Source organism: Pseudomonas sp. FEN (assembly GCF_904067045.1).
Classification (GTDB): domain Bacteria; phylum Pseudomonadota; class Gammaproteobacteria; order Pseudomonadales; family Pseudomonadaceae; genus Aquipseudomonas.
This window is the reverse complement of the sequence record NZ_CAJFDC010000010.1, coordinates 1-13,111: the sequence shown is the minus strand read 5'-3', so window position 1 is coordinate 13,111 and position 13,111 is coordinate 1. Positions and strand designations below refer to the sequence as shown.

Below are 13,111 nucleotides of genomic sequence, written 5' to 3'. Positions count from 1 at the left end.
GACGTCCTGTCAGTGAACATTGACTACATGGGCTTCGATGCCACGGATAATGGTGATAGCGCCGCCAGCGCCAGCGCCGCTACGGTGCACCACGCGTCTTGGCGTCGTTTCGGTCACCATCGCGACGGCCTGCGCAACAGGTGCGGCGGGTGCCGGCTTTTTCTCGGTGTTCAACGGATTGCGCAGGGCCAGTTGCAACTTCCCTTCGGTCTGCGCCGTGACCAGGGCTTCCGCCTCGGCGGCGGTCATTTCCAGTGTCACCGCACGCACCACCACCGGCTGGGTCTTGTCGGTGCCCGCGGTCTGATCCACCGCCAACACGCGCAAGTTCTCGAGGATGGTCCTGGACACGGCATTGTTGCCGTTGCCATCGGCGTGCTTGGTAGCCAGCACATCGACCCGGTTACCGGGCAACAGGAACCCGCCGACACCGACCACGTCGTCCACTCGAACCGAAATGGCCCGTTTGTCGGGTGCAATCAGCGAGGCCAAGGTGCTGCCACCCAAGTGTTCACTCAATCGCGCACCGCGCACGATGTCCCCGCGCAGAATGTCGAACGTGGCGATCTTGCCCACCGCCTTGTCGCTGGAATCGAAGGCATCGTCCGGGATCGTGTCCATGGGCATGCGGACGGTCGTGACCTGCTGGGCCTCGACCATCTGCCCGAAAGGAATCTCGACCGTGGCGACGACCACGCTGCGAAGGTGATCGTCCGGGCTGGCATTGAGCCGTGCGCTCAGCCAGGAGTTGGCCATCCAGGCGGCACCCAGGCCCATGACCAGGGAAACACCAATCAGGGTGACAGTACGAGAGCTCATATCTGTATCTCCTACTCAAAGAAAGTCGAGCTGGACGAAGTAGTTGCGCCAGGCCCATTCCAGTTCCTGCGGCGACAGCGGCCCGGAACCGCCCTGGTAACGCTGACGATCGAGCGCCATGCTCAGGAGATCACGGGGATGGCAAGGCACCAGGGGCATGCCTTCAATGGCGTAGAGTTTCTGCAGCGCGTAGCGCACCAGCAGCGGGTCATGACGAATACCCAGGCGCTCGGACTCCTGCTGCCAGATCCGTTCGTACTCATCGGGCTTCAGGTAACCGAATTGCAGCTTGTAGCCAATCCGCCGGAGGAAAGCCTCATCGGCCAACTCCAGGGGATTGAGGTTGGTGGAGAACACCAGAATCAGATCGAACGGCAGCTCGCAATGCCGCCCGCCGCCCAGGTTGAGGAAGTCGCGCTTCTCCTCCATCGGGACGATCCAGCGATTCAACAACTCGGCGGGCGCCATGCGCTGGCGGCCCATGTCATCGATGATGAACAGGCCATTGCTGGCTTTGAGTTGCAACGCGGCCTGGTACTGACGGGTGAAGGGGTCATAACGTACGTCCAGCTGTTCCATGCTCAACTCGCCGCCGGTGATGACGATGGGGCGTCTGCAGCAAAGCAGCCGACGATCGATCCCTTCGTTGAGCATCAGGTTGTTCTGTTGACCGTTGTCATCCAGGCGCTGATGCACCTGTGGGTCATAGATCTCGATCACCGACTCATTGATCACGATGGCCTGGGGCACCCAGATGGCCTCGGCAAACAGGCGAATCAAGCGACTGCTGACATAGGTCTTGCCAGTACCGGCGGGGCCATAAATCATGATCGCGCGCCCGGAATTCAGCGCCACCCCCAGTTGATCGAGCATCTCCTCGGTGAGCACCACGCCATTGAGCGCCGTGCGCATATCGTGAGCATTGATGTGTCCATGGTGAATGGTCTGCACCTTGAGCAGGGAACGGTAGGTGCTCACCGGGAAGGGTGCCGCGCCGATATAACCGCTACGCGACAGGGCATCGCGGGCGGCGCCGCGGCCGCGTTCAGTCAGGCCATAACGCAGCGATTGCCCGCCTGTTTGCGCGCCCAACTGACCCAGTACCTCGACCCGGCCATCCTTGCGTAGAAACGCCAGGACCTCCTCCATGACGGCACCGGTCAGCGCCAGGCGCTCCACCAGCCGCGACATGTCCAGCACACCGGCGTCGTACAAGTGCTTGCACACCAACTCGCCGAGAAAACTATCCGTCAGACCCGTCTCGCTGATCGTGCACGGCTGGGGCGCCAGTCGCTGCACTGCTTCACGCTCACTGTGGTAGGCATCACTCTCGACGACGTGCATGACTAACCTCCCAATCCACTGGCAAAGAGTTGCCAATGAACGGTGTTCAAAGTACCGAGCAAAATGGCAATCGAATAAGGGAACGGCTTGCCGGCCACTTCATCCGAGGTCGGCGCCAGGTAGGCCTGCGCCCTCAGAATCAGCCAATAGCGCCCCAGGGTCTTAAACAATTGACCGCGAACCAGCACTATCAGAAAACCGCACACGCCACCGGCTATCAGGCTGAACAACGCAGCCCACAACGCGTAATGGAAGGGTAGAAAACTGCCGACCATGGCCATCAACTTGACGTCCCCGGCGGCCATGCCACCGAGAGCGTACATGGGCAGGAACAGGGCAAAACCGATCAAGAGGCCCAACAGACCGTCTCCCAATCCGCTCACACCCCCTGAATACATCTGACCGGCCAATCCCAAGGCAAGTCCCAACAGGACCAAGGTATTGGGAATACGGTGGCGCAGCAGATCGCTCACCACCGCCATGCCCAGCAGTCCTATCAGCAAAACAGTCGAAACCAGCATTTCCGTGGACATCGGGCTTCTCCCTACTGGAGATTAATTGTCAGCACGCAACGTTGTTATTAACGGCCTGACACAGCGCCCTGATCTTGGTATCCACGGCGCCACCCAATAGCGTGAACGCGGTGGCAACAGCGACTGTAATCAGCCCACCGGCCACCGCGTACTCGACAATGGTCAGGCCCTCTTCATCTTCGGCGAACTTTCGTATCGAAGTTTTTATTGTCTGCAGAGTCATTTTTATCACCTCACTTCAGCAGTCATACGGCCCAGCACCTACATTGGCAGGGACAACGTGAAGTTGGTTGAGCTATCGGCTAGTTTTATCAAAAAAACAATCACAACCGATTACGCCACGGACATCATCGCGCCCCGCCCGTATGTTGCCGTTATCAGCAGGCAACGTTGCCATTAACGGCCTGGCAAAGCGCTCTGATCTTGGTATTCACGGCACCGCCCAAAAGAACGAATGCGGCGGCAACCAATACCGTAATTAACCCACCGGCCACTGCGTACTCCACAATGGTCAGGCCGTCTTCATCTTTGGCGAACTTCATTACCGAAGTTTTGATGGTTTGCAGAGTCATTTTGTACACCTCATTTTCGATAGTTGTTCTTTCGGGGGAAGCAGCTCTTTTTGCACTGCTTGTGGCTACCTTAGTCAGCGCACCGCCAAGAGGGTTAGGAGGATTTTGCCTATCGCTAGGACTTTTTTGCGGGCACGGCCAACGACCGGGTAATCAGCGTCTACGGCAGGGAAAGGAAAGACTTAAAACAAGGAATGACTCGCAAATACGACGTCGTTGATTCACAAGCGACGAGCGGTTGATCCCGAGGACATCGCCAACCTGACAATAAACAACCACCCAGCCCCGTCTTCAGGGAAAAACATAGAGCGCATAGAACTAAACTCAGACCTTCTTATCAGGATTTAGTCTGAAAAGTGATATCACATTGACAATACTACTCAGTGGACGGCAGTACGAATCCCAGAGCCAAGCACATGACGTCAAACGAAATCAGGAAACCGTCACTACTCTGGTTCGATCGGACCCACGATCGCTCCACGCACGAACTGATCAAGCAGTTTGAGGACGCCTGCGACTGCAGACTGGCGAAAGACCCCGTGTGCACCAGCCAGATCCAAGCCGACATGATCTGCATCCATTTTGACCGTCCTGACACACCAGGCCTGAGGATGTTGCTGGAGATCAAACGCGCCGCCCCCACCATTCCGATCACCATGTTCACCGTACAGCACTCCGAAGAACTGGCCGTATGGGCGATGCGCTCCTGTGTCTGGGAATACCTGGTGCTGCCCCTTTCAGCCTTCGAGAAGAATCGCTACCTGGCGGCTGTGGCCCAGCTCCACAAGCTGCGCCGCCGTGTCAACGACCAACGCAAGACGGCGCAGATCGACCATTCCCCGACCCTGCCGGGCAGCATCCGAATGACGCCCGGCCATCAGAAACACCAGGCGCTCAGTAATGTACAGCTGTACATCGACCAGTATTTTCGCGACAGCATCGACCAGAAGGAACTGGCCAAGCGCTGCGGCATGACCACCTTTCGCTTCAGCCGCCTGTTCAAGGAAGCCTACGGACTCGGCTTCACGGACTACATCTTGAACAAGCGCATGAACTTCGCCAAGGAGCTGCTCGACAACAGCCAGATGCCGATTACCAGCATCGGCTATGAGGCCGGCTTCAAGGACCCGTCCTACTTCGCCCGCGCCTTCAAGCAATTCGCCAACTGCACCCCGAGCGAATACCGTCTGGCGCGTCAGCGCGGAGTACCTGTAGCCGCGGAACCGACGCAGGATAGTGCAACCGCTGAAATGCTCGAGAGTCTGGTACAGAGTCTTGGCGGTTGAGACAGCGAGCTCCTGGACAAAAGGTGAACAGAAGAACAAAGCCTTTTCTTACAACTCACACCACTTCGAACCCACCCGTCTCACCCGCCATAACCGTTTTATCCATGTTCGGCTCTTGCTTACGTAATCGCGGGTCAGATCATCTCCTGGTAGTTTCTGGAAGCTTGGCGATCACTTTGATCTCGAACTGGTAACCATAGAGCCACGTGACGCCAACGCCGGTCAGCGTCGGGTGCGGCGCGTTACCCCAGAACTCTGGCACAACCTTCCAGATCGTCTCGAACTTTGATTCGGGATCGACGATGAAGACCGTGACGTCAATGACATCATCAAAGGTGCAACCGGCAGCAAGCAGAATTGCATTCAGATTGCTGAACGCGAGTCGGACCTGGGCCTCCAGATTGGGTTCGGGCGAGCCGTCTTGGTTACTACCAACTTGCCCCGACACAAATAGAAAGCCATTGGACTTGATAGCCGGCGAATAGCGATTGAGCTCGTAAAGCGCCTGGCGTCCAGGCGGAAAAACAACATCACGTTGCGTCATAAGTACCTCCATCAATGGGTCAAAGCCGGCCCGAAACTATCGATGGAGCGACTGTAAGGACTTGCGCCTGGGCGATAAACAAGCAACCTTAACTATCACTGTTTGTGAAATCCAAACAATCTGATCCATACCTGGGGTAGCAATGGACCGTTTTGATGCGATGCAGGCATTTGTTCGAGTGGTAGAAGCGGGCAGCTTTACCAAGGCGGCCGAAACACTGCATATGAGCAAGACCAGCGTGACGCAACTGGTACAGCAACTGGAGGCTCGGTTGCGCGTCAAATTGCTCAACCGCACGACTCGCAAAGTCAACGTCACTGCCGATGGAGCCGTCTATTACGAGCGAGTGCTACGGCTGCTGGCCGACATGGACGACGCCGAGACCAGCCTCTCCGGCGCCTCGACGCTGCCCAGGGGCCGGTTGCGAGTGGATGTGCCGAGCCCGCTGGCCAGCATGATTCTCGTACCAGCATTGCCTGCGTTTTATGTGCGATACCCTGACATCCAGATCGACATGGGCGTTAGCGATCGTATCGTGGACATGATCGATGAGAACGTCGATTGCGTGGTGCGCGGCGGCGAGCTGACGGATCAGTCGTTAATGGCTCGGCGGGTAGGCGACCTCCAGCTTGGCGTTTTTGCAGCACCGAGCTACCTGGCACGTGTCGGTATGCCCACGCATCCACGGGAGCTGGAAGATTCGCATCATCGTATCGTCGGCTTCTTGTGGGCGCGTACCGGTAAAGCCGTTCCCTATGCCATGCACAACCACGTTGAAAGTCTCCAGATCAAAGGTCGCTACGCGCTGGCAGTCGACGATGGCAATGCCTACCTCGCGGCCGGCCTTGCTGGGCTGGGTGTACTTTGGCTGCCAAAGTACATGTCCAAGAGCTTCGAAGCACGCGGTGAGTTAGTACCCTTGTTCGAGAATTGGAGCCTCGATCCAATGCCCATCTATGTGGCATTTCCCCCAAACCGACATATCAGCATCAAACTACGCGTGTTCATCGATTGGGTTGCTGAGCTGATGGCACAACATGCGCCTGTCAGCGACCGACATGATTCGTGACTATAGCGTTGGGGAGTTCGCTATTGAGGGCGCTTTGTCCTGTGACCACTCCTGGCCCAGGGTGTGTCAAAACCCTTGTTGGCTGCTTCCACACCGGAGTGTTTTGCCCTAGTCAGCCCGGGTCAGACATCAGTTGCTCAGATTCAGGATAAAATTCCAGAGATCAGCAGGCACGTCCGGTTTTGCGCAGCACCGCCAGGATCCAGTGCTCGACCACTTGGACACCGCTTCGAGAAAAGAGGCCGATGGTAGTGAATAATCCTGCGTTGCTGCCTGCCTGAAAGTGTCCGGATGTTGGTGGAATGGGTGTCCGGATGGTCATGGAATCCGCACAACCGACCTAGGCAACCTCATTGCACACTTGACGGCAACGCTTATCCGGTATGGCGTGGCTGACAACTTCCTAACATTAGGCATTAGGTACTTTAAGGTCGGACAACAGCTCATCGGTTGCGCGATCAAAATGCTCGGTAAGGAAATCCAGCAATACACGCACGCGGGGAATCCGGTAACGATTGCCGTGCAATACCGCGTAGACGCCGGCCTCTCGGATACAAAAGTCAGGTAACAGGACTTTCAGTCGTCCAGCACGGACATCGGCTGCCGCATCCCAAATGGTCTTGCGTGCGATGCCATGTCCAGCCAACGCCCATGCGCGCGCGAGGGCGCCGTCGTTGGTTTCCCATGCCTGGCTCATGGGAACGGTGTGGTTCCATTCCTGACCATCCACCACAAAGTGAAAGGTGTTCAATGGACCTGCAGACGTCACCAGCACGATGAACTTGTGGCTAGGCAAGTCAGTAGGGGTTTGGGGTTCACCGTATCGCGCCAGATAATCAGGCGAAGCGCACAGTACTCGCCAGTTGGGAGCCAACTGCCTGGCGATCATCGAGCTGTCATGCGGCTGTCCAAACCGGATTGCCAGATCGACATCGTCCTGCATCAGATTTGACACCGAGTCCGACAACGTCAGCGCGACGTACAGTTCCGGGTGCAATGTACTGAATGTCTCAAGCCAGTCATTTAAAAGATTGCGGCCAAAATCGGCAGATGCGGATATCCGAACCTTGCCACGCACCTCTGTTTGACTGGCTTGAAGCCCCGCTTCCGCCTCATCGATAGCCCGCAATGCGACCCAGCATTGCTGCAAATAAAACCGACCTTCTTCCGTGAGGCGCAACTGTCGCGTTGTGCGATCAAACAACTTGGTGCGCAGCGCCGCCTCAAGCTTGATAAGTCGCGCGCTGGCCGCGGCCGGCGACAGCGCCAGTTTGCGCCCTGCGGCAGACAAGCTGCCGAGTGCCGCCGCTTCGACAAACAAACGCATGTCGCCCAATCGGTCAGTAGCCATATTCAATTCAAATTTGATGTTTCATCAAATGGTAGACCAATTATCAAATCCGTAGCAATTCATCACACTCACGTCTCCCATTCCTCCGAGCACAGGTCATGACCGGTAAATCGCAATTTGAAAATGGCTCTTTCACGACATCGGACAATACCGAATACCTCACTACCGGGCGTCTCCCATTGGCGGCCCTGTTGGCGCTGACAATGGGGAGCTTTATCGCCACCGCCAACGAAACGGTGCCAGCAGGACTTTTGCCGCAAATCGCCGAGGCATTTGGTGTGTCGCAAGCGTGGGCTGGTCAGATGGTGACCCTATGTGCACTGGGCTCAGGGTTAGCGGCTATTCCATTGACTCTCGCGTTGCAGGGCTGGCGTCGACGCTTGGTGCTATTACTGGCTGTCGGGGTGTTTTGCGTCTGTAATGCGGTAACCGCCCTGTCGCCCTGGTTTTCATTGACGCAGGCTGCCCGCTTCATGGTGGGTATCGCAACCGGTCTGGCCTGGAGCCTGCTGGCCGGCTACGCCAGACGATTGGTCGCCCCACAGCAGCACGGTCGCGCTATGGCGCTGGCCATGCTCGGCATCCCTTTGGCACTTGCCCTAGGCGTACCGCTAGGTGCCTGGCTCGGCAAGCTGCTGGGATGGCGTTGCGTGTTCGGGACTCTCTCAGGACTCAGCCTTTTGCTGATGGCCTGGATATATCTGAAAGTGCCTGATTATCCCGGACAACGCTCCGATCGACGCTTGCCGCTACGCAAGGTCCTGCAAACCCCAGGCGTGCGGCCAGTGCTGGCGGTGGTCATGCTCTGGATCCTGGCCCACTACACTCTCTATACCTATATTGCCGCGTTCCTGGCCTCCGTTGGATTGGCCGATCAGATAGATCGGGGCCTCCTTTCATTCGGTATTGCGGCCTTGTTTGGTCTATGGATGATCGGCACGCTGATTGATGGCAGGCTTCGGAGTCTGGTATTGCTCAGCCTGACAGCATTCATCCTCGTTTCGTTTGCCCTGGGCCTGGGTGACCTGCCCGCCAGTGTGATCTATACCGGCATCGTCCTGTGGGGGATGAGCTTCGGTGGTGCGCCAACCTTATTGCAAACCTCCTTGGCTGATGTTGCCAGTGACGGCGCTGATATTGCGCAATCAATGTTGGTGACCGTCTTCAATCTGGCGTTTGCAGGCAGTGGTGTGATCGGCGGCATTCTCCTGGAAACATGGGGGGCAGGTGCTATTCCCTGGGTAACGCTGGCATTGTTGCTACCAGCGTTGTTGATTGTTTCGATAGCCAAGGGGCATGCTTTCAGGCGTTAACTAGTGCCGAGGCGTTGAGGTTTTATCAACCCCAAGAGAGTGGGCAGAGGTGATCAGCGTGGAATCAGTGTCCGGATGTTGGTGGAATGGGTGTCCAGATGCTCATGGAATCCGCAGGAGAAGCTGCAATGTTTTATCTCCTTCAATATTGACAAGTTCTCCAGCTCAGCCACAGACAGGCCGCATGGGGTCGAATAGCGACCACTGCTCGTTGTAACTGATCCCCCTTTATCCTCCAAGCTCCTCGGCCCTCAACGGCGGCTTTTGTTCTCAGAGAGGCAGTTGCCACCGTCGACCACAAGAAGCTCGCCCGTAATGTAGCTGGACTCTGGAGAAGCAAGGAAAGCTACCGCGGCGGCAACCTCCTCGGGCCTACCGGCACGCCCGACTGGAACATACTGCGCGGCAGTCATTTCCTCGGCTGTGCTGGATTGCGTCGCGATCCACCCAGGGGCAACAGAGTTCACGGTGATGCCATATGGCGCGACTTCCAGCGCCAAGCTCATGTTCATCCCCACAAGCCCGGCTTTTGCCGCCGCATAGGCTGCCTCACCAGGGTTGCTGACGCGGGTGCCGGTCGTAGAACTGATATGGACGATGCGTCCGTAACGACGATTCTGCATCCCCGGCAACACTGAGCGGGTCAGCAAAAATGCAGTGGTCAGATTACGGGCAATAGAGGTGTTCCAGACATTGACGCTCATATTGGCCACGTCGGAGAACACCTCGGCTTCACCCTGAATGGCCATACCCGCGTTGTTCACGAGCACATCGATCCGCCCCCATAGTGATTCAGACCATTTCACCAGTTCGACGACCTGAGCTGGCTGAGTGAGATCTGCAACGCGACCTTCCACCTTATAACCTGCCGCGCTCAGTTGTGCGACGCGATCATGGATGCGGGCACTGCTGCCGGTGATGATCAGCTTTGCACCCGAGTCACCAAGCCGCCTCGCGATGGCGAGACCAATCCCATGTTCGCTGCCAGCTCCACTGACCAACGCGACCTGGCCACTCAAGTTTTTGAACATGCACTGCTCCACAGGGATACACAGGAAATACTGTCTGACATTAGAGGATAGACGGCACCCGCCTGCATCGATCCGCTAACGATTGTGAGCGGCTGCATTTGGCCGACGCTGTTGAGAAAGTCGGTCTCGGTTTTCACGACAGAAAAGTACGCGTCAGCGATTGAAATCCGTGTTTTGAGCAGAGGGTACAGAACTCAGATTTCACGTAGCAGCGTGCAAAAATGACGTTTTCACCGCTCAATGCATGGACCGCCAGCCCGGGTCGACTTTTTCAACAGAGTCGAGCAGAAGCACACTATCATTGTGACCCAAGCAAACCTTTAGGCCATTCCCAATGAATAGCTTCCTGGCGCAGGCACAAAACAACCAGTGGTCGAACCGACGCTTGCTTTACGCATGCTTCGCGTTAAGCCACGAGGAATACGTGGCTGCACGAACGGGTTTCTTTCCCTCTATTGAACGAACACTGTTGCATATATTGGACGTGGATCAGTTCTACCTCGCGGCACTGGAGTTTGATCTGGAAGGGCAACGTAAGGAACTTCCTTTAGACTTGTCACTTCATCAGATAGCACAGCTTCAATCGGCTATAGACAGCCGACTGATAGCTTATTGCGAACGCTTGGATCAGAGCTCACTGGATCGCCAAGCAGGGGTTGTGCGGGCGGAGGGAATAGTACTGGAGCGGGTTGACCGCCTGCTGCTGCACCTATTCCAGCATCAGATCCATCACCGGGGACAAGTTCACGCGATGCTGTCCGGCACCCGTGTTGCACCTCCACAGCTTGACGAGTTTTACCTGGATGGAGATCTGCCACTTCGAGCGTTGGACGAGGATCGGCTTACCCTCCCTCCGACGAACGCTCCATTACGCCCCGCCCCCTGACGCTCCCAACCGAGACGCCTCACCGCATATGACCGGACCGCTAGACACATAGCGCGCGAGGGCGCCTGGTCGAGTCCGCGCGACCAAAGCGTTCGCGGGGCATAGCGATCCTGGTGAGAGGATCGCCGGCAAAATTGTGAGTCCGCGCTGGGTCAAACCTTGAAATGGCTGACCATCATCTGCAACTGGTTGCCCAACCGTGCCAGTTCGACGCTGGAGGCGGCGGTTTCGTCGCTGGCGGCGGCGGTCTGCTCGGAAATATCGCGCACGTTGACGATGCTGCGGCTGATCTCGTCGGCCACGGCGCTTTGTTGTTCGGCGGCGGCGGCGATCTGCTGATTCATCGACTGGATGTTCGACACCGTGCGGGTGATATTTCCCAGTGACACGCCAGCTTTGCGCGTCAGTTCAACACTGTTGTCGGTCAGGCCGCGACTGTTGTTCATGACGTTGGCCACCTGCTGAGTACCGCTCTGCAGGCCGGAGACCAGTCCTTCGATTTCCTCGGTGGACTTCTGGGTACGCTGGGCCAGACTGCGAACTTCGTCGGCGACCACGGCGAAACCACGACCAGCCTCACCGGCACGGGCGGCTTCGATGGCGGCGTTGAGCGCCAGCAGGTTGGTCTGCTCGGCCACGGCCTTGATCACGTCCATGACACTACCGATCTTGTTGCTTTCCTGTTGCAGGAGGGTCATGGCCTCGGTTGAACGCAGCACTTCCGCCGCCAGGCACTCGATCTGCGCAATGGCCTCGGCAACCACCTTGTCACCTTCACGGGCTTGGCTATCGGCATCCGCGGCGGCTTGCGAGGCTTGCGAGGCGTTACGCGCGACTTCCTGCACGGTCGCGGTCATTTCGTGCATGGCGGTGGCGACCTGATCGGTCTCGACTTTCTGGTTGTTAACGCCGACGCTGGTCTGCTCGGTCACGGCCGACAGCTCTTCGGCGGCACTGGAGATCTGCGTGACGCCATCGCGAATCCCGCTGATCAGGTTGCGCAGGGTCTCGCCCATGTGTTGGATGCCTTGTTGCAGCACCCCCAGTTCATCGCGGCGGATGACCATCAGGTTGTGGGTGAGGTCGCCGCTGGCGATGCGTTCGACGACACCGAGGGTTTCGCGGATAGGTCGGGTAATCTGCCGGGTGATGATGACGGCGGCCAGAATGCCGAACAGCAGGATCAACAGGGTGCTACCCAATTGCAGCGTGCGCGTCTGGACGACTTCGCCATTGCGGTTATCCAGTTGCCCCTGGTAAAGGGCATCGCTGTGAGCCGAGATCGCGGCCACTTGCTCGGCCAGTTCCTTGTCCGTCAGGGTAACGGTGTTGCTCGCTGTTCTGTAGGCCAGAAAGGCCGTTCGGTAGTTACCCAGGGCGGCTTCCATCTGGCGCCATGCATCGGGTTGGGACGAGCTGAAATGCTCGCCCAGTTGTTTCAGGCCATCAACGGTTTTATCCAGTTGCTCGAAAGCCTTGCGCTCGGTCTCGGGCGTGTTGCTGGCAATGTAACCACGCACTTCGAAACGGCTCAGCAGGAACTGTTCCTTGACTTGGGTGATGGCCTGGAAGCGTTCGAAACGCTCCACCTCGCCTGGGGGCATTTGCAGCACGCCAGCACGGATCGCATCGATCAGCTTGAGGGCCACTTCGCCGCTGTCGCCGAAGGCTTGGCGTTCACTATTACGGGCTCGATAGGCGTCATGCAGCTTATTCAGCGACTGCTGGAATTTGGCGATAATGACCGACTGTTCCTGGAGTATTTTGACAAATACCGGGCTCTTGAACGTGCTGATCAGCTTTTGGTCCTGGGTGCTGAATGCATCCATGTTGAGCTGAACGTTCTGTGCCGCGGTTTCATCGCCATTGCTCAGCGTGTACTGCAGGCGAGCCACGCGCACTTTATCCAGCAACGTGTTCAACAAGGTGATATCGCTCATTCGGTCGCTGCGCCAAATCAACTTGTCCAGGCTGATCCAGCCGGTCAGGGCAAGGACCGTGGTCAGTGCCAATACCAGGCCGAAGCCCAGGGCCAGCTTCAGGTTGACGCTAATATTGCCAAGCCATTTATTCATTCAATCCCCCACAATCCATTCTGCTGTTGATTTCAGGCGACAGGGAAGCGGCTCCCGGAGGCCATTGGCGGTTTTTCATGACAGGTAGAAATGCAATAGTTGTTCGTAGAAACGTTTCTATTATTTTTATCGATTTCATCTACATCTGTGTGGTGACGATAAGAGCAGCCGTTACTTTTTCCCAACAGATCCATACGGATGGAATTGCTGAAGCGAGTTATTGGGAAAACCCGCAGAAACGACTCGTGGCGATTAAAAATCTGATGCCCTCATCAAATAGGATCATGA

Annotated in this window: 14 protein-coding genes and 1 pseudogene; 5 read left to right on the top strand and 10 right to left on the bottom strand. The window is 57.0% G+C overall.

Annotated features, from left to right (window positions below; translation table 11 throughout):
- Positions 1–9 precede the first annotated feature (9 nt).
- The 5 genes from cpaB to PFEN_RS08765 form a co-directional block, all read right to left on the bottom strand.
- Positions 10–819, bottom strand: coding sequence for a Flp pilus assembly protein CpaB (gene cpaB, locus PFEN_RS08785; RefSeq protein WP_191486455.1), 810 nt, complete (start codon positions 817–819; stop codon positions 10–12).
- 15 nt (positions 820–834) lie between these two features.
- Positions 835–2,163 carry an AAA family ATPase gene (locus PFEN_RS08780; protein WP_191486454.1) on the bottom strand — a complete coding sequence of 443 codons (1,329 nt, stop codon included), beginning with the start codon at positions 2,161–2,163 and terminating at the stop codon, positions 835–837.
- Between the two features lie 2 nt (positions 2,164–2,165).
- Entirely contained in the window at positions 2,166–2,696 is a 531-nt protein-coding gene (locus PFEN_RS08775; RefSeq protein ID WP_191486453.1) for a prepilin peptidase, read from the bottom strand.
- Positions 2,697–2,724: 28 nt separating this feature from the next.
- Positions 2,725–2,919 carry a Flp family type IVb pilin gene (locus PFEN_RS08770; protein ID WP_191486452.1) on the bottom strand — a complete coding sequence of 65 codons (195 nt, stop codon included), beginning with the start codon at positions 2,917–2,919 and terminating at the stop codon, positions 2,725–2,727.
- Between the two features lie 154 nt (positions 2,920–3,073).
- Positions 3,074–3,268 carry a Flp family type IVb pilin gene (locus tag PFEN_RS08765; protein WP_040065653.1) on the bottom strand — a complete coding sequence of 65 codons (195 nt, stop codon included), beginning with the start codon at positions 3,266–3,268 and terminating at the stop codon, positions 3,074–3,076.
- A gap of 416 nt (positions 3,269–3,684) precedes the next feature.
- Between PFEN_RS08765 and PFEN_RS08760 the strand changes: the two genes are divergently transcribed.
- Entirely contained in the window at positions 3,685–4,554 is an 870-nt protein-coding gene (locus tag PFEN_RS08760) for a helix-turn-helix transcriptional regulator (RefSeq protein ID WP_191486451.1), read from the top strand.
- A 139-nt stretch (positions 4,555–4,693) separates the two neighbouring features.
- Here PFEN_RS08760 and PFEN_RS08755 read toward each other — a convergent pair whose 3' ends face one another.
- Positions 4,694–5,098, bottom strand: a complete 405-nt coding sequence (locus tag PFEN_RS08755) for a RidA family protein (RefSeq protein ID WP_191486450.1) — start codon at positions 5,096–5,098, stop codon at positions 4,694–4,696.
- Positions 5,099–5,240: 142 nt separating this feature from the next.
- On the opposite strand from PFEN_RS08755, the gene PFEN_RS08750 reads away from it, so the two are divergent.
- Complete coding sequence (locus PFEN_RS08750) at positions 5,241–6,167, top strand: LysR family transcriptional regulator (RefSeq protein WP_191486449.1); 927 nt, start codon at positions 5,241–5,243, stop codon at positions 6,165–6,167.
- Between the two features lie 409 nt (positions 6,168–6,576).
- On the opposite strand, the gene PFEN_RS08745 is transcribed toward PFEN_RS08750, so the two are convergent.
- Complete coding sequence (locus PFEN_RS08745) at positions 6,577–7,518, bottom strand: LysR family transcriptional regulator (protein ID WP_191486448.1); 942 nt, start codon at positions 7,516–7,518, stop codon at positions 6,577–6,579.
- A 98-nt stretch (positions 7,519–7,616) separates the two neighbouring features.
- On the opposite strand from PFEN_RS08745, the gene PFEN_RS08740 reads away from it, so the two are divergent.
- On the top strand, positions 7,617–8,831 hold the full coding sequence (locus PFEN_RS08740; RefSeq protein WP_191486447.1) for an MFS transporter: 1,215 nt from the start codon (positions 7,617–7,619) through the stop codon (positions 8,829–8,831).
- 251 nt (positions 8,832–9,082) lie between these two features.
- Here the strand turns inward: PFEN_RS08740 and PFEN_RS08735 are convergent, their stop codons facing one another.
- Positions 9,083–9,862, bottom strand: a complete 780-nt coding sequence (locus PFEN_RS08735; protein ID WP_191486446.1) for an SDR family NAD(P)-dependent oxidoreductase — start codon at positions 9,860–9,862, stop codon at positions 9,083–9,085.
- Positions 9,863–10,196: 334 nt separating this feature from the next.
- On the opposite strand from PFEN_RS08735, the gene PFEN_RS08730 reads away from it, so the two are divergent.
- A complete protein-coding gene (locus PFEN_RS08730) occupies positions 10,197–10,748 on the top strand; it encodes a DinB family protein (protein WP_191486445.1) in 552 nt (183 codons plus the stop codon).
- A 152-nt stretch (positions 10,749–10,900) separates the two neighbouring features.
- On the opposite strand, the gene PFEN_RS31385 is transcribed toward PFEN_RS08730, so the two are convergent.
- Together PFEN_RS31385 and PFEN_RS31380 are read right to left on the bottom strand one after the other, a co-directional pair.
- The gene (locus PFEN_RS31385; RefSeq protein WP_412071419.1) at positions 10,901–11,605 is read right to left on the bottom strand and encodes a methyl-accepting chemotaxis protein; all 705 of its coding nucleotides are present in this window, start codon (positions 11,603–11,605) and stop codon (positions 10,901–10,903) included.
- A gap of 201 nt (positions 11,606–11,806) precedes the next feature.
- Positions 11,807–12,688 (bottom strand): annotated as a pseudogene (locus PFEN_RS31380) (methyl-accepting chemotaxis protein); the annotation flags it as partial.
- 212 nt (positions 12,689–12,900) lie between these two features.
- Here PFEN_RS31380 and PFEN_RS30570 point away from each other — a divergent pair.
- On the top strand, positions 12,901–13,111 hold a 211-nt coding region (locus tag PFEN_RS30570), incomplete at its 3' end, for a hypothetical protein (RefSeq protein ID WP_224770930.1).

Coding starts and splice junctions, on each gene's coding strand:
- cpaB (WP_191486455.1), bottom strand. CDS start 819: ATGAGCTCTCGTACTGTCACCCTGATTGGTGTTTCCCTGGTCATGGGC.
- PFEN_RS08780 (WP_191486454.1), bottom strand. CDS start 2,163: ATGCACGTCGTCGAGAGTGATGCCTACCACAGTGAGCGTGAAGCAGTG.
- PFEN_RS08775 (WP_191486453.1), bottom strand. CDS start 2,696: ATGTCCACGGAAATGCTGGTTTCGACTGTTTTGCTGATAGGACTGCTG.
- PFEN_RS08770 (WP_191486452.1), bottom strand. CDS start 2,919: ATGACTCTGCAGACAATAAAAACTTCGATACGAAAGTTCGCCGAAGAT.
- PFEN_RS08765 (WP_040065653.1), bottom strand. CDS start 3,268: ATGACTCTGCAAACCATCAAAACTTCGGTAATGAAGTTCGCCAAAGAT.
- PFEN_RS08760 (WP_191486451.1), top strand. CDS start 3,685: ATGACGTCAAACGAAATCAGGAAACCGTCACTACTCTGGTTCGATCGG.
- PFEN_RS08755 (WP_191486450.1), bottom strand. CDS start 5,098: ATGACGCAACGTGATGTTGTTTTTCCGCCTGGACGCCAGGCGCTTTAC.
- PFEN_RS08750 (WP_191486449.1), top strand. CDS start 5,241: ATGGACCGTTTTGATGCGATGCAGGCATTTGTTCGAGTGGTAGAAGCG.
- PFEN_RS08745 (WP_191486448.1), bottom strand. CDS start 7,518: ATGGCTACTGACCGATTGGGCGACATGCGTTTGTTTGTCGAAGCGGCG.
- PFEN_RS08740 (WP_191486447.1), top strand. CDS start 7,617: ATGACCGGTAAATCGCAATTTGAAAATGGCTCTTTCACGACATCGGAC.
- PFEN_RS08735 (WP_191486446.1), bottom strand. CDS start 9,862: ATGTTCAAAAACTTGAGTGGCCAGGTCGCGTTGGTCAGTGGAGCTGGC.
- PFEN_RS08730 (WP_191486445.1), top strand. CDS start 10,197: ATGAATAGCTTCCTGGCGCAGGCACAAAACAACCAGTGGTCGAACCGA.
- PFEN_RS31385 (WP_412071419.1), bottom strand. CDS start 11,605: ATGACCGCGACCGTGCAGGAAGTCGCGCGTAACGCCTCGCAAGCCTCG.